The 23740-nt window shown below is 69.6% G+C and carries 20 protein-coding genes; 2 read left to right on the top strand and 18 right to left on the bottom strand.

Annotated elements, in window-relative coordinates; translation table 11 throughout:
• Positions 1-11: 11 nt before the first annotated feature.
• From aroC to OG595_RS35830, 12 genes are all read right to left on the bottom strand, one after another.
• Positions 12-1196: a chorismate synthase gene (gene aroC / locus OG595_RS35885; protein ID WP_329279446.1), complete on the bottom strand. Its 1185-nt coding sequence runs from the start codon at positions 1194-1196 to the stop codon at positions 12-14.
• A 168-nt stretch (positions 1197-1364) separates the two neighbouring features.
• Entirely contained in the window at positions 1365-2204 is an 840-nt protein-coding gene (locus OG595_RS35880) for a shikimate dehydrogenase (RefSeq protein WP_329279444.1), read from the bottom strand.
• On the bottom strand, positions 2185-3951 hold the full coding sequence (mltG, locus tag OG595_RS35875) for an endolytic transglycosylase MltG (RefSeq protein ID WP_329283468.1): 1767 nt from the start codon (positions 3949-3951) through the stop codon (positions 2185-2187). The genes OG595_RS35880 and mltG overlap by 20 nt, the downstream gene beginning before the upstream one ends.
• 125 nt (positions 3952-4076) lie before the next feature.
• Complete coding sequence (gene ruvX, locus OG595_RS35870) at positions 4077-4541, bottom strand: Holliday junction resolvase RuvX (protein ID WP_329283466.1); 465 nt, start codon at positions 4539-4541, stop codon at positions 4077-4079.
• 17 nt (positions 4542-4558) lie between these two features.
• Positions 4559-7231, bottom strand: a complete 2673-nt coding sequence (alaS, locus tag OG595_RS35865; protein WP_329279442.1) for an alanine--tRNA ligase — start codon at positions 7229-7231, stop codon at positions 4559-4561.
• Positions 7231-7590: a hypothetical protein gene (locus tag OG595_RS35860; RefSeq protein WP_329279440.1), complete on the bottom strand. Its 360-nt coding sequence runs from the start codon at positions 7588-7590 to the stop codon at positions 7231-7233. Before OG595_RS35860 ends, alaS begins: the two co-directional genes overlap by 1 nt.
• Positions 7591-7597: 7 nt before the next feature.
• On the bottom strand, positions 7598-8044 hold the full coding sequence (locus OG595_RS35855) for a DUF948 domain-containing protein (protein WP_329279438.1): 447 nt from the start codon (positions 8042-8044) through the stop codon (positions 7598-7600).
• Between the two features lie 253 nt (positions 8045-8297).
• Positions 8298-8912 carry a 30S ribosomal protein S4 gene (rpsD, locus tag OG595_RS35850; protein ID WP_329279435.1) on the bottom strand — a complete coding sequence of 205 codons (615 nt, stop codon included), beginning with the start codon at positions 8910-8912 and terminating at the stop codon, positions 8298-8300.
• 300 nt (positions 8913-9212) lie between these two features.
• Positions 9213-10568 (bottom strand): replication-associated recombination protein A, encoded by a 1356-nt coding sequence (locus OG595_RS35845; RefSeq protein ID WP_329279433.1) that lies wholly within the window; start codon positions 10566-10568, stop codon positions 9213-9215.
• Between the two features lie 45 nt (positions 10569-10613).
• Complete coding sequence (locus OG595_RS35840; protein ID WP_329279432.1) at positions 10614-11273, bottom strand: vitamin K epoxide reductase family protein; 660 nt, start codon at positions 11271-11273, stop codon at positions 10614-10616.
• A gap of 692 nt (positions 11274-11965) precedes the next feature.
• Positions 11966-13228, bottom strand: a complete 1263-nt coding sequence (hisS, locus tag OG595_RS35835) for a histidine--tRNA ligase (protein ID WP_327693648.1) — start codon at positions 13226-13228, stop codon at positions 11966-11968.
• 13 nt (positions 13229-13241) lie between these two features.
• Positions 13242-13964 (bottom strand): MBL fold metallo-hydrolase, encoded by a 723-nt coding sequence (locus tag OG595_RS35830; protein WP_329279430.1) that lies wholly within the window; start codon positions 13962-13964, stop codon positions 13242-13244.
• A 178-nt stretch (positions 13965-14142) separates the two neighbouring features.
• Between OG595_RS35830 and OG595_RS35825 the strand changes: the two genes are divergently transcribed.
• On the top strand, positions 14143-14961 hold the full coding sequence (locus tag OG595_RS35825; protein ID WP_329279427.1) for a peptidylprolyl isomerase: 819 nt from the start codon (positions 14143-14145) through the stop codon (positions 14959-14961).
• A gap of 134 nt (positions 14962-15095) precedes the next feature.
• Positions 15096-16325, top strand: a complete 1230-nt coding sequence (locus tag OG595_RS35820; protein ID WP_329279425.1) for a DUF349 domain-containing protein — start codon at positions 15096-15098, stop codon at positions 16323-16325.
• 103 nt (positions 16326-16428) lie between these two features.
• Here OG595_RS35820 and OG595_RS35815 read toward each other — a convergent pair whose 3' ends face one another.
• From OG595_RS35815 to secF, 6 genes are all read right to left on the bottom strand, one after another.
• On the bottom strand, positions 16429-17568 hold the full coding sequence (locus OG595_RS35815; RefSeq protein ID WP_329279423.1) for a caspase, EACC1-associated type: 1140 nt from the start codon (positions 17566-17568) through the stop codon (positions 16429-16431).
• The gene (locus OG595_RS35810) at positions 17549-17926 is read right to left on the bottom strand and encodes an effector-associated constant component EACC1 (RefSeq protein ID WP_329279421.1); all 378 of its coding nucleotides are present in this window, start codon (positions 17924-17926) and stop codon (positions 17549-17551) included. Before OG595_RS35810 ends, OG595_RS35815 begins: the two co-directional genes overlap by 20 nt.
• Positions 17923-19257 carry a serine/threonine-protein kinase gene (locus OG595_RS35805; protein ID WP_329279419.1) on the bottom strand — a complete coding sequence of 445 codons (1335 nt, stop codon included), beginning with the start codon at positions 19255-19257 and terminating at the stop codon, positions 17923-17925. Before OG595_RS35805 ends, OG595_RS35810 begins: the two co-directional genes overlap by 4 nt.
• A gap of 101 nt (positions 19258-19358) precedes the next feature.
• On the bottom strand, positions 19359-21893 hold the full coding sequence (locus OG595_RS35800; protein WP_329279417.1) for a RelA/SpoT family protein: 2535 nt from the start codon (positions 21891-21893) through the stop codon (positions 19359-19361).
• Positions 21894-22084: 191 nt separating this feature from the next.
• Entirely contained in the window at positions 22085-22624 is a 540-nt protein-coding gene (locus OG595_RS35795; RefSeq protein WP_329279416.1) for an adenine phosphoribosyltransferase, read from the bottom strand.
• On the bottom strand, positions 22621-23739 hold the full coding sequence (secF, locus tag OG595_RS35790; protein ID WP_329279414.1) for a protein translocase subunit SecF: 1119 nt from the start codon (positions 23737-23739) through the stop codon (positions 22621-22623). The genes OG595_RS35795 and secF overlap by 4 nt, the downstream gene beginning before the upstream one ends.
• Between the last annotated feature and the right edge of the window lies 1 nt (position 23740).

Here is a 23740-nt window from a genome sequence, read left to right as displayed (position 1 = left end):
CTGCACCGCGCTCACCGGACGATCAGGTGTTCGAGGTAGGACTCCACGTTGCGGCGCGTCTCGGGCACGCTGTCCCCGCCGAACTTCTCCACGACCGCGTCGGCCAGCACGAGGGCCACCATCGCCTCGGCGACGATCCCGGCTGCCGGGACCGCACACACGTCGGAACGCTGGTGGTGGGCCTGCGTGGCCTCACCGGTGACCACGTCGACGGTCTGCAGGGCGCGCGGCACGGTCGCGATCGGCTTCATCGCCGCCCGTACGCGCAGCAGCTCACCCGTGGACAGGCCGCCCTCCGTGCCACCGGACCGGCCGGTCGCACGCCGGATGCCGTCGTCGGTGGGGACGATCTCGTCGTGCGCCTTCGAGCCCGGCACGCGCGCGAGGTCGAACCCGTCACCGACCTCGACGCCCTTGATGGCCTGGATGCCCATCAGCGCGCCGGCCAGCCGCGCGTCGAGGCGCCGGTCCCAGTGCACGTGCGAGCCCAGGCCCACGGGCACGCCGTACGCCAGCACCTCGACCACACCACCGAGGGTGTCGCCGTCCTTGTGGGCCTGGTCGATCTCCGCGACCATCGCCTTCGACGCGTCGGCGTCCAGGCAGCGCACCGGGTCGGCGTCCAGCCTCTCGACATCGGAGGGCTTGGGGTAGACGCCGTACGGGGCCTTCGCCGCCGCCAGTTCGACGACGTGCGAGACGATCTCGATCCCGGCCGCCGCCTTCAGGAACGACCGGGCGACCGCGCCCAGCGCCACCCGGGCCGCCGTCTCACGCGCGGAGGCACGCTCCAGGATCGGACGGGCCTCGTCGAAGCCGTACTTCTGCATGCCCGCGAGGTCGGCGTGACCGGGACGGGGGCGGGTCAGCGGCGCGTTGCGGGCGAGCCCGGCCAGGATCTCCGGATCCACCGGGTCGGCCGACATCACCTGCTCCCACTTCGGCCACTCGGTGTTGCCGACCATCACCGCGACCGGCGACCCCATCGACAGACCGTGCCGCACACCGCCGAGGAAGGTGATCTCGTCCTGCTCGAACTTCATCCGGGCACCGCGCCCATAACCGAGCCGCCGCCTCGCCAGGTGGTCCGCCACCAGCTCCGTGGTGATCGGCACGCCGGCGGGAAGACCCTCCAACGTCGCGACAAGAGCGGGACCGTGGGACTCCCCCGCGGTCAACCAGCGCAACCTGCTCAACGGTGCTCCTCATACTCGCGCCCTGGTACTGCCCTGCGTACGCGCGTCCTCGCGTACGGCGACGGCGTGACCGGGTGCGCGGCCCTGGCCCGCCACCTCCCGATCCTCCCACGTCCGGGCCGAATGCCTGATCGGCGGTCCAGCAAGCGGACGCGGCGCCGTGTCGGGTCAGCGGTCGGCGAGTGCCTTCTCGCCCGCCCTGCGCATGGCACCCAGCGGGCCCGGGACGAGCCCGGTCATCTGTTCCACCTGAAGCACCGCCTGGTGCACCAGCAGGTCGAGTCCGCTCACGACCGCCCCGCCGTACGCCGACCAGCGGGCCGCCAGATCGGTCGGCCAGGGGTGGTAGAGCACGTCGAAGAGGGTCGCGGGCCGTTCCGGGACCGCACGGGACAGCTCGTCCGTGGCCCCGGCCGGAGTGGTGGCGATCACCAGCGGCGCGTGCAGCGCCCGTGCCGCGTCCGCCCAGTCCGCCGTACGGACCTCGACGTCGAGGCGCTCGCCCCACTGCCGCATCTCGGCTCCCCGGGCCTCGCTGCGGACGTACACGACGACCTCGCCCGTACAGATCCGGGCCAGCGCGGCGAGCGCCGAGGATGCGGTGGCGCCGGCGCCGAGGATCGCGGCGGAGCCGACCTCCTCGATGCCGTGCTCGCGCAGGGCGCCCACGATCCCGGGGATGTCGGTGTTGTCCCCGACGCACCGCCCGTCCGCGCCGAACACCACGGTGTTGACGGCCTCGACCGACGCTGCCGTCTCGCTGACCTCGTCGAGCAGCGGTATGACAGCCCGCTTCAGCGGCATGGTGAGCGACAGCCCCGCCCACTCGGCCCCGAGCCCTCCCAGGAACTCCGGCAGCCCCGCCTCGTCGACCTCGAAACGGTCGTACGTCCAGTCCCTGAGCCCCAGTTCCTCGTACGCCGCGCGGTGCAGCGCCGGCGAGAGGGAGTGGGCGATGGGGGAACCGAGCACCGCGGCCCGGCGGGCGTCAGCTGCCCGTTCTCGCATCGAACTTGTCCTTGAGCTTGAGGAATTCATCGTGCGTCTTGGCGAATTCGGTCTTGCTCACACCGTCGGTCGCCACGAAGTAGTACCAGCCGTCGTCGGTCGGATCCAGCGTCGCCTTCATCGCCACATCTCCCGGGTTTCCGATCGGACCGGGCGGCAGACCCTTGTTGGTGTACGTGTTGTACGGGTCCTTGTTGCTGTTGATCTCCGACTCACTGATTTCGATGTTGCTCTCGTTCTTCACGTAGTTGAAGGTCGAGTCGAACTGCAGGAAGCCGTAGGTCTCGGGGTTCGAGTAATCGAGACGGTTGTAGACCACTTCCGCCATCTTGCGGTAGTCGTCGATGGTCTTGCCCTCGGCCTGGACGAGGCTCGCGACCGTGAGAACCTGTAGCGGGCTGTCGAGTTTGAGCTCCTTGGCCTTGGCTTCGAGGTCAAGCGCGTCGTACTTCGCGCTGGCCTGCGTGACCATGTCCTTAAGGAGTTCTGCGGGCTTCATGCCCTTGGCGGCCGGATAGGTCGCCGGGTAAAGGAAACCTTCCAGCGGGTCCTTGATTTCCTTGTTGTCGTTCGCCCAGTCCGGAAGTCCGAGGCTTTTGTATTCCGCCTTGGCAACCTTCGCGGTAGTGCCCTTGGAAAGCCCGAGATGCTTGTCGATCTCCTCGTAGACCTGGACGTTCCGCTGCCCTGGCTTTACGATCATATTGTTCTGGCTCTTGGGATCGAGCATCAACGTGACGGCGCTCTTGGCGGACATCTCCTTGTTCAGGACATAGACGCCGGCCTGGATCTTCTTCCCGTCGGGGTTCTCCGACTGCGCGGCCACGAAGGCGTCGACACTCTTGACGACACCTTTCGCCTTCAGCGCCTGGGCGATTTCGTAACCGCCCGCACCCTTGGGGATCTCGACCGTCACGGTCGCGCTCGTGCCGTCACCCGCGTAGTCGGGAGCCGCGCCGAAACGGTTCTGGTAGAACTGGTATCCGAAATAGCCGATTCCGGCGATGCCGCCGCCGAACACCAGGACGACCACAAGGCAGGCGGTTCCGTTGCGGCTCTTCTTGGTCTTGCCGCCTTTTCCGCTCTTGCCGCCCTTGTCGCCGTCCCGGCCCTTCCGGTTGCCGCGGCCCCGACGCCCCTCGGCCTCGTCCTCCGCGTCGTCGCCATCGTCACCACCCGCGAAGAAGGCATGCTCGCCCTGGTCGGGACCGGGGTCCCAGCCGGACTGCGGTTCCGGTTCCGACCGAGGCTCGGATTCGGGTTCCGGCTCGGCACGGCGCCTGGCCGGCGGCTCCGGCGGCGGGTAGGCGTCGGGCGTGCCGTAGTAGTCGGGCTGCTCACCGCCGTACGCGGCGGCCTGCTGGGCGTACGGGTCCGTGGGGTCGGCGACGTACGGGACCTGTGCCTGCTGACCGGCGTCCCAGCCACCGTTCGCGTACTGCTGCTGGCCCTGATCGCCGTACTGCTGCTGGTGGGCCTGGTCACCGTACTGCTGGTACTGCTGAGGCTGGGGCTGCTGCTGGTACTGCTGCGGGTACTGCTGCTGCGCCTGACCGTAGGCGGCCTGCTGGCCGTCGGTGCCCCAGTCGCCGTACTGCTGCTGCGGCTGCTGCGGGTAGTGCTGCGGCTGGCCGCCGTAGGAGGACTGGTCGGCCTGGGCCTGCTGTCCTTCCCATCCGCCGTCCCCGTACAACGGGTCCTCCGGATGCCACGGTTCGGAGCCTGGGCCCCGGCCATACTCAGTCATCAATCCCCTAGAGCCGCGAGGCGGCCGATCACGCGGCCCCCACATCGCCGCTACCGTTCCGCCTCTTACTGTGCGGCTACTGTTCGAACAGAGCCACAATCGCGCGGAACGTTACCGTATCGCGATCAGATGACCACTTCGACGCCCTCGCCGGGTGCTTTACCTGACACCCGTTCGGATTCCAGGGCCTGCTGCAGGATGATCACGGCTGCGGCCTGGTCGATGACCGATCTGCCCTTTTTCGATTTCACGCCCGAGGCACGCAGTCCCTGACTGGCCGTCACCGTCGTCATGCGCTCGTCCACCAGACGGACCGGGACCGGCGTGATCAGGCGGGCGAGCTGCTGGGCGAAGCCGCGGACCTTGACGGCGGCGGGGCCCTCGCTCCCCTTCAGGGAGCGAGGGAGGCCGACGACGACCTCGATGGGTTCGTACTCGTCGACGAGTTGCTTCAACCTGCGCTGAGCTGCGGGAACGTCCCGTCCCGGGACCGTCTCCACCGGAGTGGCGAGGATCCCGTCGGGGTCGCACGAGGCGACCCCGATCCGGGCGTCCCCGACGTCGATCGCGAGTCGACGACCGCGGCGCATCGTGTTGTCGTCGCCGCTCACTTGGCCGTTTCCGCCACAAGGCGCTCGACGGCGTCGACGGCATCGCCGATGGCGGCCGGGTTCTGGCCACCGCCCTGGGCGACGTCCGGCTTGCCGCCACCGCCGCCACCGAGGGTCTTGGCGGCCGTACGAACCAGGTCACCCGCCTTGAGACCACGCTCGCGGGCGGCCTCGTTGGTGGCGATGACCGTCAGCGGCTTGCCGTTGGCCGTGGTGAAGAGGGCGACGACGGCAGCCCGGCCGCCCTGGATGCGCCCCCGCACGTCGAGGACCAGCTTGCGCAGGTCGTCGGCGCTCGTGCCGTCCGGGACCTGGCCCGTGACGAGGGCGACCCCGTTGACGTCCTTGGCGCCCTGGGCGAGACCGGCGGCGGCCTGGAGCACCTTCTCGGCGCGGAACTTCTCGATCTCCTTCTCGGCGTCCTTCAGCTTGCCGAGCATGGCGGAGACCTTCTCCGGAAGCTCCTCCGGGCGGCCCTTGACCAGCTCCTGGAGCTGGGCGACGACCGTGTGCTCCCGGGCCAGGAAGTTGTAGGCGTCCACGCCCACCAGGGCCTCGATACGCCGCACGCCGGAGCCGATGGACGACTCGCCGAGGAGCTTGACCAGGCCGAGCTGCGAGGTGTTGTGGACGTGCGTGCCGCCGCACAGCTCCTTGGAGAAGTCGCCGATCGTCACGACGCGCACGCGCTCGCCGTACTTCTCGCCGAACTCGGCGATGGCGCCCTGCTTCTTGGCCTCGTCGAGGCTGAGGATCTCGGCGTGCACGTCGAGGTCTCGGGCGAGCACCTCGTTGATCTGCTGCTCGACGTCGGTCATCACGGCCGTCGGGACGGCGGACGGCGAACCGAAGTCGAAGCGGAAGCGGCCGGGCTGGTTCTCGGAACCGGCCTGGGCGGCCGTCGGTCCGAGGGCGTCGCGCAGGGCCTGGTGGGTGAGGTGGGTGGCCGAGTGGGCGCGGGCGATGGCCGTGCGGCGGCGCACGTCGATGGCGGCCTGGGCCTTGGCACCGACGGTCACCTCGCCGACCTGGACGACGCCCTTGTGGACATACACCCCGGGCACCGGCTTCTGGCAGTCGCGGACCTCGATGACGGCACCGGTGTCGATCCTGATGCGGCCGGTGTCGCCGATCTGGCCGCCGCCCTCGGCGTAGAACGGGGTGCGGTCGAGGACGATCTCGACCTCGTCGCCCTCGCTGGCGGCCGGGGAGGAGACACCGTCGACGAGGATGCCGACGACCGTCGACTCTCCCTCGGTACGGTCGTATCCGACGAACTCGGTCTCACCGGCGGCGTCGGCGATCTCGCGGTAGGCGCCCATGTCGGCGTGGCCGGTCTTCTTGGCCTTGGCGTCGGCCTTGGCGCGGTCCCGCTGCTCCTTCATCAGGCGCCGGAAGCCGTCCTCGTCCACGGAAAGGCCCTGTTCGGCGGCCATTTCGAGGGTGAGGTCGATCGGGAAGCCCCAGGTGTCGTGGAGCAGGAAGGCCTTGTCGCCGGAGAGGACCTTGCCACCGCCGGCCTTGGTCTCCGTGACGGCGGTGTCGAGGATGTTGGTGCCGCCCTTGAGGGCCTTGAGGAAGGCGGCCTCCTCGGCGAGGGCCACGGTCTCGATGCGCTTGCGGTCGGTGACGAGCTCCGGGTACTGCTGGCCCATCGTCTTGATGACGACGTCGACGAGGTCGGCGACGACCGGTCCGGAGGCGCCCATCAGGCGCATGTTGCGGATGGCGCGGCGCATGATGCGGCGCAGCACGTAGCCGCGCCCCTCGTTGCCGGGCGTGACGCCGTCGCCGATGAGCATGACGGACGTACGGATGTGGTCGGCGACCACGCGCATGGAGACGTCGGTGTCGTGCTTCTCGCCGTAGCGCACACCGGTCAGCTCGGTGGCCTTGTCCATGACGACGCGCAGGGTGTCGGTCTCGTACATGTTCTGTACGCCCTGGAGGATCATGGCGAGTCGTTCGAGGCCGAGACCGGTGTCGATGTTCTGCGACGGGAGGTCCCCGAGGATCGGGAAGTCCTCCTTGCCGTCGCCGGCGCCACGCTCGTACTGCATGAAGACCAGGTTCCAGATCTCCACGTACCGCTCGTCGTTGACGGCCGGGCCGCCCTCGACGCCGAACTCGGGGCCACGGTCGTAGTTGATCTCGGAGCAGGGTCCGCACGGTCCGGGGACGCCCATGGACCAGAAGTTGTCCTTCTTGCCCAGGCGCTGGATGCGCTCGGCCGGGACGCCGATCTGCTCGCGCCAGATCTGCTCGGCCTCGTCGTCGTCGAGGTAGACGGTGATCCAGAGCTTCTCGGGCTCAAGGCCGTAGCCACCGTCGGCGACGGAGTTGGTGAGCAGCTCCCAGGCGTACTTGATGGCTCCTTCCTTGAAGTAGTCCCCGAAGGAGAAGTTGCCGCACATCTGGAAGAACGTGCCGTGCCGGGTGGTCTTGCCGACCTCTTCGATGTCGGGCGTACGCACGCACTTCTGCACGCTGGTGGCGCGCGGGGCGGGCGGCTTCGTCTCACCGAGGAAGTAGGGCTTGAAGGGGACCATGCCCGCGTTGACCAGGAGAAGAGTCGGGTCGTCCGCGATGAGCGACGCCGAAGGGACGACGGTGTGACCGCGCTCCTCGAAGAAGCTCAGCCAGCGGCGACGAATTTCAGCCGACTCCATCAGTGGTCCTCATTCCGGTTGTACGGGTGCGTGTTGTCCAGCATCCCGTAGTGCTTCTCATCGTGCTTCAGGTTTTCCGGCCCGCGGTCGAGGGCGGCGAGCCGACGCTGCGGGGGCAGCGCGTGGCCCGGGGGTTCGGCGATACCGAGGGCCTCGCCCAGCTCTGCCTCGCGCTGGATCATCCCGGCCCGTACGTCGAGGGCGAAGTCCCTGACCCGGTGGCCGGCCTCGATCGCCTTGTTGGCGGCCTGCGCGGCCAGGTGCTCGGGGGTCAGCTGCCGGAGTTTGCGGTTGACCTTGGTGGTGGCCCACACACCGGCCGCGGCGCCCGCGGTGAACCAGAACGTACGGCGGAACATGCGAGGTTCAGCCCTTCTGCCTGCGGCGCTTTCGGCCCGTCGGGGCCGGTACGGTGCGGCCGACGACGACGGTGCGCCGGGCCCGCTCGGGCTCGGGCGCCTCGCCGGCCCTGGTACGGCTCATCGCCTGGCGTACGCCGTATCCGAACGCGGCGACCTTGACGAGGGGGCCGCCGAAGGTCGAGGCGACGGTGGACGACAGCGCCGATGCGTTGGAGGTGACCTCCTGGACGTCGGTGGCGATGGCGTCGACCCGGTCGATCTGCGTCTGTGCGGAGCGCACGGCCTGGGAGGCGTCGGCCAGCAGCGGCACCGCCTGATCCGTCACCTCCGCGACCAGCTTGGTGGTCGCCCTGAGCGTCTGGGCCAGCCTCACCAGCGCCACGGCGAGGAAGGAGACCAGGATCGCCCAGAAGACGGCCACCAGGATCCCGGCAACCTCTCCACCGGTCACACCGCACCGCTCTCTGCGCTCGTAGATCGACTGTGTTCTGGGGGTACTTCACTTGGGTTCCGGACACTTCGAAAGTCGCCCCCGACCCTATCGCGCCTGAGGTGCCTCTCCGTACCCGGACGGGCCCTGCCGGTACGGCGGTCGTACGCGGGCGGGGCCGTACGCGAAAGCCCGCCGCTCCCCCACCGGTGAGGGCGGGGGAACGACGGGCCGAGGCGTGAAGCCGGTGATGCCTGGTGCTGCGACCGCTGGATCAGCGGGCGTAGTACTCGACGACGAGCTGCTCGTCGCAGATCACCGGGATCTCCTTGCGGTTCGGCTCGCGGTCCAGGCGGAAGGCCAGGGCGCCGAGGTTCACCTGCAGGTAGCGCGGGGTCTCGCCGTCGGGGGCGAAGCCACCGGCGCGGGAGACCTCGAACAGGGTCTTGCTGCGGCTGCGCTCGCGGACCATCACGACGTCGTCGGGACGGACACGGAACGACGGCTTGTCGACCTTCTGGCCGTTGACCTCGATGTGGCCGTGGACGACCATCTGGCGGGCCTGGTAGATCGTGCGGGCGATGCCCGAACGCAGAACCAGGGCGTCGAGACGACGCTCCAGCTCGATGACCAGGGCCTCACCGGTCTTGCCCTGCGTCTTCGCGGCACGCTCGTAGGCGCGGACGAGCTGACGCTCGGACACGTCGTACTGCGCGCGCAGACGCTGCTTCTCCAGCAGACGGACCTTGTAGTCCGAGTTCTGCTTGCGGCCACGACCGTGCTCACCCGGCGGGTAGGGGCGGGCCTCGAAGTACTTGACGGCCTTCGGGGTCAGCGCGATGCCCAGGGCACGCGACTTCTTGACCTTGGGGCGGGACTGGTTCGCCACTCTTTTTCCTTTTCCTTTTCGGCTGCCTCAGGGTTACGGGAGGTCGCATCCGCAGCCGGGGATTCCCGGCAGGTCCGCGAGGGACTCGCCAGGCAGCCGTTCCCCTGTGCTGGGCACATACGTGCAGCACACGAACGGCCCACCGACCGTTCCCGGAACCCCGGGTGGTGGTGGGCTGCCCGCGACACCTACGAAGGTGCGCGACGCTCCTGGATCAGAAGATCCGGCTGATTGTCCCGCCTGAGGCGCCGACCGGAGCCGGACACGGGACGCAGCACTGCGCAGGATTCTACAGCGTGCTCAGGACCGCTTGCGACCGAGGTGTCTCCGGGTCCACTCGACCGCGTCCGCGTACCTGGCCTCGGCTCCGTGCCGGGTCGGTTCGTAGTACGTACGGTCCTTGAGCTCCTCCGGCGCGTACTGCTGTTCGGCGATGCCTTCCGGCAGGTCGTGCGGGTACACGTACCCCTGCGCGTGGCCGAGTTTGGCGGCGCCCTTGTAGTGCCCGTCGCGCAGGTGCATCGGCACGGGTCCCGCGTGGCCCTTGCGCACGTCCTCCATGGCGGCGCCGATCGCCATGGTCGCCGCGTTGGACTTGGGGGCCAGGGCGAGGGCGATGGTGGCGTGGCTGAGGGTGAGCGCGGCCTCCGGGAAGCCGATCATGGCGACGGCCTGCGCGGCGGCGACGGCTATCGGCAGGGCGTTCGGATCGGCGAGGCCGATGTCCTCGCTGGCGGAGATCATCAGGCGGCGGGCGATGAACCGGGGGTCCTCGCCGGCCTCGATCATGCGGGCGAGGTAGTGCAGGGCCGCGTCGACGTCGGAGCCCCGGATGGACTTGATGAGGGCGCTGGCGACGTCGTAGTGCTGGTCGCCGTCACGGTCGTACTTCACGGCCGCCCGGTCGACGGTCTCCTCCAGGGTCTGGAGGGTGATGTCCGCGTCGCCCTTGTCGAGCGCGGCTCCGGCGGCCGCCTCCAGGGCTGTCAGGGCCCGGCGGGCGTCTCCGCCGGCGATGCGCAGCAGGTGTTCCTCGGCGTCCGCGGGCAGGGTGACGGCACTCTTGAGGCCGCGCTCGTCGGCGACCGCGCGGCGCAGCAGGGCGCGCAGGTCGTCGTCCGTGAGGGGTTCGAGGGTGAGGAGGAGGGAGCGGGAGAGAAGGGGCGAGATCACCGAGAAGTACGGGTTCTCGGTGGTCGCCGCGATGAGGGTCACCCAGCGGTTCTCGACGGCGGGAAGCAGGGAGTCCTGCTGGGCCTTGCTGAAGCGGTGGATCTCGTCGAGGAAGAGGACGGTCTCCTTGCCGAAGCCGCCGGTGGCGCGGCGGGCCCCGTCGATGACCGCGCGGACCTCCTTGACGCCCGCGGTGATCGCCGACAGTTCGACGAAGCGCTTGTCGGTGGCCTTCGACACGACGTACGCCAGAGTCGTCTTGCCGGTGCCGGGCGGTCCCCAGAGGATCACGGACGAGGGTCCGGCCGGTCCGCCCTCGCTCTCGCCGACGAGACGGCGCAGCGGCGACCCCGGCTTCAGCAGATGCTGCTGGCCCACGACCTCGTCGAGGACACGCGGGCGCATCCGCACGGCCAGGGGACTTCCGGACGGGTCCTTCTCCTGGCGTGCTTCCGCTGCGGCGGTGAACAGGTCGGGCTCCACGTCGGAAACCCTATGTCACGCCACTGACAATGCCTGCGGGCCCTGTCAGCTGGTCCAGAAGTCCCACCAGCGGGTCAGGATCAGCATCCCGATGATGCCGATGTGCAGGACCGGCACGACCCAGGTGAACTCGCCGAAGAAGCTCCTGAGCCACTTCGGCGCGGGGATGAAGCCGTTCCTCACGTTGAACGAGGTCACGTACCAGAACATGATGATCGTCGCGACCCAGGCGAGGGAGCACCACAGGCACAGCGCGTTGATCCGGTACAGGGACTGGAACTGGAGCCAGGTGCAGAATCCGACGCCGAAGAGGGTGCCCGCGTTGAAGGTGAGCCAGTACCAGCGCGGGTAGCGGGCCCGGCCGAGCAGGCTCATGCCGACGCAGATGACGATGCCATAGGCGACGAGGCCGAGCATCGGGTTGGGGAACCCGAAGGCGGCGGCCTGCTTGCTCTCCATCACGCTGCCGCAGGACACCACGGGGTTGAGGCTGCAGCCGGGCGTGAACGTCGTGCCCGCGACCTTGGCTTCCAGCAGCTTGAACTTGTCGATCGTGATGACCCATGCCGCGAGCAGTCCGGCCGCGCCGGTGAGCAACAGCATCACGGCGAACGCACGGCTTCCGCCCACGGAGCGCGCGGCCTCGGCGGGGGGCTCGGGCTGGTCGGTGGAGACGCCGTCCTTCAGCACTGTCGTCTTGGTCATCACGCCGTTCCGTTGCTTCGAGAGGGGGGCTGGCGGGCACGGTCATTGTGCCGCACGCGGGCGCGTGTCCACCGTTCGGTGGACATAAGAAGGCACGCGCGGTCGGTCCCGGAGGGCCGGCTTCGGGGCGAGACCCGAGGGCATGACAACGCACACGAAGGAGCTCGCGCCGGGAGTACGGGGACCGCGCAAGCCGCACGGGGACGTGACCGCGCGGTGGACGGCGTCGGTCCCGGCATCCACCGGGGCGAGGTGTCCGGCCTGCTGGGGCCGGATGACGCGGGCGGGAGGGCCGCCGTGAAACCCCTCCGGGGCAACCGGGTCCCGGGACGGGGGCGAGGTGCCCGTGCTCGGCGTGGATCCGGCGAGCGGCACACGCGCGTGCCGCTCATGTGTCGGATTCGTCCGGCAGGACGAATCCACGGCCGCCGAGTTGACGGCGTGCGAAACCCGCACGCCGTTTCGCCCACTGCCGCCCGGGGCCACGGGACCCGGAGGAGACGGTCGGGGAGCGGACGGCGAAGGCGTGCCTGCGGCACGGCCTGCCGGACGGGGCGGCACGGGCCCGTCCGGCGTTCAGCCCGTCCGGCGTTTGAGGACGAGGCCCCTTCAGGGCCGGAGCCGGGTCCGGGGCTGCGCCCCCGGACGGATGGGACGGGTAGGGGCGGCGAGGGCGGGAGAACCCCGGCGCCTCAGCCCAGCCTCGACTCCAGTTCCGCCACGATCTCGTTCACGCCGACCGCCGTCTGCTCCCCGGACTCCATGTCCTTCAGCTGAACCACGCCCTCCGCGAGGTCCCGCTCACCGGCGACGATCGTGTAACGCGCCCCACTGCGGTTCGCGTTCTTCATCGCGCCCTTGAGCCCTTTCGCACCGTACGAGAAGTCCGCCGCGACCCCCACCCTGCGCAGCTCCGTGACCTTCGCGAACAGCACCCGGCGAGCCTCCTCGCCCAGCGGCACCGCGAACACGCTTGTCGCGGAGGGGAGTTCGAGCTCGACCCCCTCCGCCTCAAGCGCCAGCACCGTACGGTCGACGCCCAGCGCCCAGCCCACCGACGGCAGCGCGGGACCGCCGAGCATCTCGGACAGGCCGTCGTAGCGCCCGCCGCCGCCCACCGCGGACTGCGAGCCCAGTCCGTCGTGGACGAACTCGAAGGTCGTCCGGGTGTAGTAGTCGAGGCCGCGGACCAGCTTCGGGTCGTCCTCGAAGGCGACGCCCGCCTCGGTGATCAGCTCGCGGACCTCCTCGTGGTACGCCTTGCAGGCGTCGCAGAGGTAGTCCCGCAGCAGGGGCGCTCCCACCAGCTGCTTCTGGACGTCGTCCCGCTTGTCGTCCAGCACCCGCAGCGGGTTGATGTCGGCCCGGCGCAGCGTCTCCTCGTCCAGGTCGAGGCCCCGGAGGAAGTCCTGCAGTGCCGCCCGGTAGACCGGCCGGCACTCCTTGTCGCCCAGCGAGTTGAGCAGGATGCGGAAGTTCCTGAGGCCCAGCGTGCGGTACGCCTGGTCCGCCAGGATGATCAGCTCGGCGTCCAGCGCCGGATCCTCCGCGCCGATCGCCTCGGCGCCCACCTGCGAGAAGTGACGGTAACGGCCCTTCTGGGGACGCTCGTAGCGGTAGTACGAGCCCGAGTACCAGAGCTTGACGGGGAGGTTGCCCAGCTTGTGGAGGTTGGCCTCCAGCGCCGCGCGCAGGACCGACGCCGTGCCCTCGGGGCGCAGGGCCAGCCTGTCGCCGCCCTTGGTCTCGAAGGCGTACATCTCCTTCGTCACGATGTCCGTCGACTCACCGACGCCCCGGGCGAACAGCTCGACGTTCTCGAAGCCGGGCGTCTCGATGTAGCCGTAGCCGGAGTTGCGCAGCGGGGCCGCGATGGCTTCCCGCACCGCCAGGAACTTCGCGCTCTCCGGCGGGATCAGGTCGTAGGTGCCCTTGGGGGCCTTGAAGGTGCTCACGGGAGGTATCTCGTCACATTCCTCGTCGGTGAGGGGGGTTCGATCCCTCGCCGCGATCTTGAAGGCCGGCCGCCACCTGCCGCAGGTACGGGTTGGTGGCGCGCTCCTGGCCGATGGTCGTCTGGGCGCCGTGGCCGGACAGCACCACGGTCGAGTCGTCGAGCGGCAGGCACACCCGTGCCAGCGAGTCGAGCATCTCGGCCATGTCACCGCCGGGCAGGTCGGTGCGTCCGATGGAGCCGGCGAAGAGCAGGTCGCCCGAGAAGAACACGGACGGGATGTCCGTGGTCTCGGGCATCCTGAACGTCACCGACCCCTTGGTATGGCCCGGCGCGTGCGCCACGCTCAGTTCCAGTCCCGCCAGTTCCAGCCGCGCGCCGTCCGTGAGCTCCTTGACGTCGTCCGGTTCGCCGATGGTCAACTCGCCCAGCAGCGGCATCCCGATGGAACGGCCGAGGGCCTTCTCCGGGTCGCTCATCATGTAGCGGTCGTCGGGGTGGATCCACGCCGGGACACCGTGCGCGCCGCACACCGGGACGACCGAGGCCACATGATCGAGGTGGCCATGGGTGAGGACGACCGCGACGGGCTTGAGCCGATGCTTCCTCAGCGTCTCCTCGACTCCCTCGGCGGCCTGGTGGCCCGGGTCGATGATCACGCACTCCTCACCGGCGCCGGGGGCGACGAGATAACAGTTCGTCCCCCAGGCGCCGGCCGGGAACCCGGCAATGAGCACGATCGTCCTTCGATTTGTGGCGTACGTGGTCGTACGGGGCGGATGGCAGTGACGCAGAGCCTACCGGCGCTGCCGTTTCCTCAGCGAACCCATATACGGTACGGGGCACACGCAGGCGATCGGCACACAAGACGCACGCGCCCCAGTTGACGTACGAGACGCATGAGGAGAGAACCCGGTGGTCACCCAGGAGCAGCGGCGGCGTCAGCTCGCCCGGGAGAAGTTCTTGCGGCAGCAGCAGCGGCGTACTGCCGCGCGGCGCAAGGCGAACGTGCGCAACTCGGTGATCGCGTCGGTCCTCGGCGTGATCGTCGTGGGCAGCGTGGTGTCGTATGCGACCGGGGTCTTCAAGAACGACGACAGCAAGTCGAACGCGAGCGCGGAGGTCACTCCGAGCGCATCGCCGAGCAAGGCCCCGGACCCCTGCGAGAAGGCGGCGGCGGGGGCGGTGAAGTCGCTGAGCTGGAAGAAGGAGCCGGCGATGACCATCGACAAGTCGGCCAAGTACGAAATGAAGCTCGCGACGACCTGCGGCGACATCGACATCGCCCTGAAGACGTCCGCGGCCCCGCACACGGTGAACTCGTTCAACTTCCTGGCGAGCGAGGGCTACCTCGACCACACCAAGTGCCACCGGCTCACCACCAACGGCATCTACGTGCTGCAGTGCGGTGACCCCAAGGGCACCGGCATGGGCGGCCCCGGCTACACCATTCCGGACGAGAACCTGAAGGACAAATCCCTCAAGAACAACATCTACCCGGCGGGCACGATCGCCATGGCCAACACCGGCCAGGCGCACACCGGCGGCAGCCAGTTCTTCCTGGTCTACCAGGACAGCCAGCTTCCGCCCAGCTACACACCGTTCGGCACGATTTCCGCGTCGGGCATGAAGGTCCTGAAGAAGATCGCCGCGGCCGGTGAGGCCACGGGACAGGGCGACGGCGCACCGAATGCGACCGTTGTGATCAACAAGGCGACCGTAACGAAATCCTGACCGCCAACTGCGAAACTTCGGTCGCGCGGGATGCGGACAGCATCCCTGCCGGTCGCCTATGTTGGCCGTGACGAAACTGTGGACGATGCCCGGGGGTGCAGAGCCCTCCGCAGGCATCATGTGGAGGAGGCGCTGTGAGCAGCGACCCGTGGGGCCGCGTCGACGAGACGGGGACCGTGTACGTGCGTACTGCCGACGGTGAGCAGGTCGTCGGTTCCTGGCAGGCCGGCTCCCCAGAGGAGGCGCTGGCCTACTTCGAGCGCAAGTACGAGGGCCTGGTTGTCGAGATCGGCCTCCTCGAAAAGCGAGTCAAGACCACCGATCTGTCCGCGAAGGACGCCCAGGCGGCGATCGACCACATCCGCGAGCAGGTGGACGCCCACCACGCGGTCGGCGATCTGGCCTCGCTGAAGGTCCGGCTGGACAAGCTCGTCGAGACCGTCGAGACCCGCCGCGAGGAGCGCAAGCAGCAGCGGGCCAAGCAGTCCGACGAGGCGCGGGGCGCCAAGGAGGCGCTGGTCGTCGAGGCGGAGGAGCTGGCGCAGTCCGACCAGTGGCGGTCCGCCGGTGAGCGGCTGCGCGCGCTGGTGGACACCTGGAAGGGGCTGCCCCGGCTCGACCGGAAGTCGGACGACGAGCTGTGGCACCGCTTCTCGCACGCCCGCTCGGCGTTCTCCAAGCGCCGCAAGGCGCACTTCGCGTCCCTGGACGCGCAGCGCGAGGACGCCCGCAAGGCCAAGGAGAAGCTGGTCGCCGAGGCCGAGGGGCTGTCGGCGTCGACCGACTGGGGTCCGACGGCGGCGCGCTACCGCGAGCTGATGACGGACTGGAAGGCCGCGGGCCGCGCCCAGCGCGAGCACGAGGACGACCTGTGGAACCGCTTCCGCGGCGCCCAGGACGTGTTCTTCGCCGCGCGCAGCTCGGTCTTCGCCGAGCGGGACGCGGAGCAGACCGAGAACCTCAAGCTCAAGGAGGAGCTGGCCGAGGAGGCCGAGAAGCTCCTGCCGATCACGGACCTGAAGGCGGCGCGGGCCGCCTTCCGTTCGATCAACGAGCGCTGGGAGGCCATCGGCCATGTGCCGCGGGACTCGCGGCCGAAGGTCGAGGGCCGTATGCACACGGTCGAGCGGGCCCTCCAGGAGTCAGAGGAGACCGAGTGGCGCCGGACGAACCCGGAGGCACGCGCACGTGCCGAGGGTCTGACCGGTCAGCTCCAGGCGGCCGTGGACAAGCTCGCGGGTCAGATCGAGGCCGCCCGGGCGCAGGGCAACAACGCCAGGGCCGACAAGCTCCAGAAGGAGCTGGACGGCCGTCAGGCGCTGCTGGACCAGGCGCTCAAGGGACTTCAGGAGTTCGGCGGCTAGACCCCACGGCTGGACCGCCGAAGGCACCCGTCCTTCCTGGGCCCCGCTGCTCGTGTCGAGCGGCGGGGCCTGCCGGTTCCCACGGTGCCCCGGCCGGTTCTCCTCACAGGGGCCGGACGCCCCGCTCCTGGGTGTCGAGCGCGTGCCGGAGCACCTCGCAGGCCTGGCTGTGGTTGCCGGCAGACTGCAGCAGTTCGGCCAGTCTTCGGCATACGGTGACGGCTTCGGGGCCGAACCTCTTGTGGGTCAGCTGGAAGGCTCCTTCGAGTACCTCGATGGCCTGGCGGTCCTGGCCGGACTCGGTGAGCAGCTCGGCCAGTTCCAGGTGGACGGTGACGCTGTCGCCGTCGGCGTCCGGGACACGGCTCTGGAGGATCATCCGTAGCACGGGCAGGGCGTCGCGGCTGCGGCCCACGGATCTGAGCAGGCGGGCGAGCTGCAGTCCCGAGGAGATCATCGCCGCCTCGACCTCGGCGTCGATCACGGGTCCGGCCGGCGCGCGGCGAGAGGCCCGTGCGCGGTTGCGCACCAGCGGGAGGAGGCCGACGTCGTTCTCCTGGCTGCGCTGGGGGCGCGGACGGTTCTTCGCACCCAGCCGGTTGTCCACAGCCCGGTAGAGCGTTTCCAGGTCGAGGGTCTCGGGCGCGTCGGGTACGCCCTTGTTCAGCACGTGCAGCAGCTCGGCGGTGAACGCCGTGTACCGCTCCCCTTCGGGGGCGAGGGCCACGTGGTCCTTCGGGGAAGCGGTCAGCACGTAGGCGCCCTCGATCCCGGCCTGCGCGGCCAGCGCGTTGGGGCCCGCGAGCGTGCGTGCCGCCCGGCCGCTGAAACAGCAGTCCAGAACCACGATCTTCCGGCGGGCCGAGGAGGCGAGGATGGCTGTACGCAGGTGCCGGTACTCGACCGCCGTGTATCCGGCGCCCTCCCTGGATCCGGTCAGGGCGAGGTAGAGGTCGGCGGACTCGGAGTCCCTGAGCCCGTGACCGCAGTAGTACACCAGCAGGGTGTCCGTGGCCCGCTCCCCCGCGGCGTAGACAGGGTCGAGGAGTGCGGCGGGGTTCTCCGGTTCGGTCACGGTGAGTGTGTGGGCGTGCGGCAGCCCCCACACCGTCGCGTCCTGGAGGGCGGTTCCCAGATCGGTGAGGTTGGTCGCCACGGCGGGGAGATGTGCCAGGTGCGCGTAGCCCGAGGTTCCGATGAGGACGGCGGCCGAGGCCGAGGGGTCAGGCAGTTCCGCCGCCACCGGGCCGCTCCTCGCTCTCCAGCAACTCGGTGATCCTGCGCAGCGCCTCCGTGTCGCGTCCGTCGACCTCGACCTCGAGTCCGCCCTTGCGCAGGGTCACCCTCGGGGCACCCCGCCGGTGGGCTCTCCACTCGCCGACGGCGAAGGCCAGTTGGGCTCCGGAGAGTGTGCCGCTCACGACGAGGGAGATGATGTCGATGAGCGTGCCCAGGTGATCCGGACGTGCGGGCTCGGAACCGGCGAGCGTGCCGTGGACCGCCGGACCGACGTCTTCGTCCGCCGTCAGCCACCGGAGCAGTGAACGGAGTTCGGCCTCCGGGTCGGTGACGTCGTGCACCCGGATCTCGATCGGTGTCACAGGCCCTCTCCTGTTCTCACAGGAGACGCGGCCGCCGTGACTTCGGCGAATTTGGCCACAGCCTCTCCTCCGGCTCCAAGCCTGGCCAGGCAGACTCCCTGCCAGTAGTGGCAGGTCAGTGTGGTCGGATGGGTGGCACCGAGCGACACACGGCATACCTCCGCCACCGTGGTCAGCAGTTCCACGGCCTCCTCCAGGGAGCCGCGCAGCACGAGGTTGACAGCCTCGCGCTGGCGCGCCTCCGCCACTTCCGGGGAGATACCGAGCCGGATCTGGCTCAGCGTCCCACTGCTCAGGGCCAGCGCGCCGTCCGGGGAGGAGTGAACCCCGGGCTCCGACGGAGGAGGCGACGACGTACGGCCACGCGCCGCCCTCTGCCCTTCCCCCAGGGCCTCCCGGAGCTCACTTCTCCGGAACAGGAGCAGGGTGGCGGTGGTGGGAAGGCCGTCCGGGACGAAGTCGCGGACGGCTCTCTCCCGCAACTCCCCGGTCGCGGCCTCGGCGACGAGTTCGGTGGCGTTGGCCGGGCAGCGCAGCAGCTCCCGCACCTCGGAGGCGGAGGGTCTGAGGCCGGGGTCCTTCGCCATGAGCCGGCCGGCCAGGTCCGCGAGGTCGTCAGGGACCCCGGGGAGATCCCGCAGGGACGGCGCCTCCTCGTACACGGCCCGGTAGATGATCGTCATCGGCGAGTCCCCGTCGAAGGCGCGTCTGCCGGTGAGCATCTCGTACATGCAGGTGCCAAGGGCGTACAGATCCGAGTGCGGTCCCGCGCGGTCGCCCCGGATGGCCTCGGGTGCCATGTAGACCGGTGTGCCGATGACCGCGCCGGTCGACGTCAGATGGGTCTGCGCGGAGTCCAGGAGGTGCGCGATGCCGAAGTCCTGGAGGACGACCCGGCCCTCCCGGGTCAGATGGACGTTGCTCGGCTTCACGTCCCGGTGCAGCATGCCCGCGTTGTGTACGGCGGCCAGGCCCGAGCACATGCCGGAGGCGACGGACCGCACCAGGTCGGGCGGCAGTGCGCCGCGGAGAGCGAGCAGGCGTGCCAGATCGACACCCTCGAGAAGTTCCATGACCAGGTAGGGCGCGTCGTCGTGCACGTCGATATCGTGGATGGCGACAGCGTTGGGGTGGCTGATCCGCGCCAGCGCACGGGCTTCACGCAGGAACCGGTCCTGCGGTGCCGAGGCACCCAGGCCTGTCGGCAGCACCTTGACCGCCACGCGGCGATCCAGGCGCAGGTCTCTGGCTTCGTAGACCCTGCCCATGCCCCCGGCGCCGAGCTGTCCCTGTATTTCGTACCGACCACCGATGACGTGTAAATCGGCCATGCCGCCCCCCGAGACCGGATCGCCCGATCATCCCGCCCGGATCGGCTGCCGGGCAACCGGTTCGGGCGAATGGGAGCGGCGCGCTCCCGGCCTCGCCGCTCCTAGCGCTGCCGCCCCGAGGTCACCCGGTACACGTCGTACACGCCCTCGACGCCCCGGACGGCCTTCAGGACGTGTCCCAGGTGCTTGGGGTCGCCCATCTCGAAGGTGAAGCGGGAGGTGGCCACCCGGTCCCTCGACGTCTGGACGGCCGCCGACAGGATGTTGACGTGCTGGTCGGACAGGACCCGGGTGACGTCCGAGAGGAGGCGGGAGCGGTCCAGTGCCTCGACCTGGATGGCGACCAGGAAGACCGAGGACTGGGTGGGCGCCCACTCGACTTCGAGAATCCGCTCCGGCTCCCGGTTCAGTGACTCGATGTTCACGCAGTCGTTGCGGTGAACCGATACGCCGCTACCGCGCGTGACGAAACCGATGATGGGGTCGCCGGGTACCGGCGTGCAGCAGCGGGCGAGCTTCACCCAGACGTCGTCGACGCCCTTCACGACCACGCCCGGGTCGTTGTTGCTGCGCCGCTTGCGGCTGCGGGCGGGCGGAACGGACTCGTCGATCTCCTCGGTGGCCGCCTCCTCGCCGCCGAGCGCCTGTACGAGCTTCTGCACGACGTTCTGCGCGGCCACATGGCCCTCGCCGATCGCCGCGTACAGGGACGAGATGTCCGGGTAGCGCATCTCGTGGGCGAGGGTGACGAGGGAGTCGCCGGTGAGGATGCGCTGGATCGGCAGGTTCTGTTTGCGCATCGCGCGTGCGATGGCGTCCTTGCCCTGTTCGATCGCCTCATCGCGCCGCTCCTTGGAGAACCAGGCGCGGATCTTGTTGCGGGCGCGCGGCGACTTGACGAAGCCGAGCCAGTCGCGGGAGGGCCCGGCGCCGGCCGCCTTGGAGGTGAAGACCTCCACCAGGTCGCCGTTGTCCAGGGTGGATTCGAGCGGTACGAGGCGGCCGTTGACCCGTGCCCCTATGGTCCGGTGGCCGACCTCGGTGTGCACCGCGTACGAGAAGTCGACCGGGGTCGCGCCTGCCGGGAGCGCGATCACGTCGCCCTTGGGCGTGAAGACGAAGACCTCGTTGCGGGAGAGGTCGAAGCGCAGGGACTCCAGGAACTCGCTGGGGTCCTCGGTCTCCTTCTGCCAGTCCAGCAGCTGCCGCAGCCAGGCCATGTCGTTGAGGTGGTCGTCCTTGCCGGTGCTTCTCGGCTGGTCCGACCGCACCTTGGAGGCGCCGGCGACGGCCTCCTGCTTGTACTTCCAGTGCGCGGCGATGCCGTACTCGGCCCGGCGGTGCATGTCGAACGTACGGATCTGGAGTTCGACGGGCTTGCCGTTGGGCCCGATGACCGTCGTGTGCAGCGACTGGTACATGTTGAACTTGGGCATCGCGATGTAGTCCTTGAACCGGCCGGGGACCGGGTTCCAGCGCGCGTGCACGGTGCCGAGGGCGGCGTAACAGTCGCGGACCGTGTCGACGAGTACACGAATGCCCACGAGGTCGTAGATCTCCGCGAAGTCACGGCCTCGGACGATCATCTTCTGGTAGACGCTGTAGTAGTGCTTCGGGCGTCCGGTGACCGTCGCCTTGATCCGGGCCGCGCGCAGGTCGGACTGGACCTCGTCCGTCACTATGGCCAGGTACTCGTCACGCTTCGGTGCCCTCTCGGCCACCAGCCGGACGATCTCGTCGTACATCTTGGGGTAGAGGATCGCGAACGCGAGGTCCTCCAGCTCCCACTTGATGGTGTTCATGCCCAGGCGATGGGCGAGCGGCGCGTAGATCTCCAGCGTCTCGCGCGCCTTCTTCTCCTGCTTCTCGCGCTTGAGGTAGCGCATGGTGCGCATGTTGTGCAGCCGGTCGGCGAGCTTGATGACCAGGACGCGCGGGTCCTTGGCCATGGCGACGACCATCTTGCGCACGGTCTCGGCCTGCGCGGCCTCGCCGAACTTGACCTTGTCCAGCTTGGTGACGCCGTCCACCAGGAGCGCGACGGAGTCGCCGAAGTCGCGGCGGAGCTGGTCGAGGCCGTACTCGGTGTCCTCGACCGTGTCGTGCAGCAGACCGGCCATCAGTGTCGCCGGGTCCATGCCCAGTTCGGCGAGGATCGTGGTGACGGCCAGCGGGTGCGTGATGTACGGGTCGCCGCTCTTGCGCTTCTGGCCGCGGTGCCAGCGCTCGGCGACCTGGTAGGCGTTCTCGATCTGGCGGAGCGTCGCCGTCTCGATCTTCGGGTCGTTGCTGCGCACGGCCCGCAGCAGCGGCTCCAGCACCGGGTTGTACGGGTTGGAACGCTGTACGCCGAGCCGGGCCAGCCGGGCGCGTACGCGGTTGGGGGAACCGGAGCGGGCGGGCTGGCCGGAGGACGCCGGGCGGACCGCGGGCGCGGGGGCGGGGGCCAGGGTGGGAGCGGGCTCGGGCGAGGCCGGCTTGGGGCGCGAGGGCTCGGGTGCCCGGTCGGCAGGGGCGGCCTGGGCGTGCTCGACCGGCCCGCGCGCGTCGGCGTCCGCCGTCCGCGCGGGCGTTGCCGCGGGCTCCGAGCCGGGCTCGGGCTTGGCGGCGGTCAGGGGCTGGGCCTCGTCTGCCAAGAGGACTCCTCGTGCGCGATCCGGGTCCCCGGTCAGGCTCCGGAGACCCCATGGTAGCGATCCCGGGCACCGGCATCGCGTCCAGGCCGCTGAGACGGCCTTCTACGGGAGAAACGCCAGAGGCGGGCACCGGATTCCTCCGGTGCCCGCCTCCGCCGCTCCAGGTGTCCGCAGGCGGCCCTGTGGGTGCCTCAGACGGTGATCAGCGCCTCCAGCAGCGCTCCCGACAGCACGGGTTCTAGCCGCTGCCGGCCGCCGAGGAAACCGAGCTCCATGAGGATCGCCAGACCGGCGACCTCCGCGCCGGCCCGCCGGATCAGCTGGACCGAGGCCTCGGCGGTGCCGCCCGTGGCCAGTACGTCGTCGACCACCAGGACGCGGTCGCCCGCGTTCAGGTCCTCGGCGTGCACCTCGATCTCGGCGGAGCCGTACTCCAGGTCGTACGCCTGGCTGAGCGTGGCTCCGGGGAGCTTGCCCGCCTTGCGTACGGGGATGAAGCCCAGGCCGGCCCGGACCGCGACCGGGGCGCCCAGGATGAAGCCGCGGGCCTCCAGGCCGACGATCTTCGTGGCACCGCTGCGGACGGCGATGTCCGCCAGGGCGTCCGTGAGCGCGGTGAACGCCTCGGGGTCCGCCAGGAGCGGGGTGATGTCCTTGAACATCACGCCCGGCTCCGGGTAGTCCGCCACATCGCGGATACGGCTGAGCAGCAGCTCCTGGACCGCGGTCATCGGCGCTTCCCCGAGGGCCGGCCACGTCCGCGGTTGCGGGAGGCCGGCTGGCTGCGCGGGCCGACGACCGCCGGAGCGGCGTCGTCGTCCTCGTCGTCGTACGGCTGCTCGTCGCTGACCCGGGCCGCCGGGGCGTCACCCTGGGCCGCGGCCTGGGCCCGCTTGGCCAGGACGCGCTTCCTGAGGGCCTTCATCTGCGGCTCGCGCTCCTTGAGGTCGGCGACGAGCGGCGTGGCGATGAAGATCGAGGAGTACGCACCGGCCGCGAGGCCGACGAACAGCGACAGCGAGATGTCGTTGAGCATGCCCGCGCCGAGCACACCGCCACCGATGAACAGCAGGCCGGCGACCGGGAGGAGCGCGACCACCGTGGTGTTGATGGAGCGGACCAGGGTGCCGTTGATCGACCGGTCGGCGATCTCGCTGTAGGTCCAGCGGGTCTGCTTGGTGATGTCCTTCGTCTGCTCCTTGAGGCTGTCGAAGACGACGACCGTGTCGTAGAGCGAGTAACCGAGGATCGTCAGCAGACCGATCACCGTGCCGGGCGTCACCTCGAAGCCGACGAGGGCGTAGATGCCGACCGTGATGGTGATGTCGTGGATGAGCGCGACCAGCGCGGCCAGAGCCATGCGCCACTCGAAGGCGATGGCCAGATAGATCACGACCAGGATCATGAAGATCACCAGGCCCTGCCAGGCCTTGTTCGCGACCTGATCGCCCCAGCTGGGGCCGACCAGCTCACCGGTGATGTCCTTCTCCGGAATGCCGAGGTCGGTGGCGAGCTTCGCCGAGACCTTGTCCGCCGCCCCGGTGTCGATGGTGGCGACCTGGATGCGCAGGCCGTCCTTGCCGAGCTTCTGGACGATCGCGTCGTGGCCGGAAGCCGCTTCGGCGTACTTCTCGGCCTGACTCACCGAGACGCTGGTCTTCTCGATGGTGAAGACGGCACCGCCCTCGAACTCGATGCCCATGTTCAGGCCGCGCACCGACAGGCCGAGGATGGCCGTGATGGTGATCAGGATCGAGATGCCGTACCAGATGAAACGCTTGCCGACGAAGTCGTAGCCGATCTCGCCGCGGTGGAGCCGGGCGCCGAGGGTGCCGAGTTTCGACATC

Origin of the sequence: Streptomyces sp. NBC_01451 (genome assembly GCF_036227485.1) — a bacterium.
In the GTDB taxonomy this organism is placed as follows: domain Bacteria; phylum Actinomycetota; class Actinomycetes; order Streptomycetales; family Streptomycetaceae; genus Streptomyces.
This window is presented reverse-complemented; position numbering and strand designations above follow the sequence as displayed.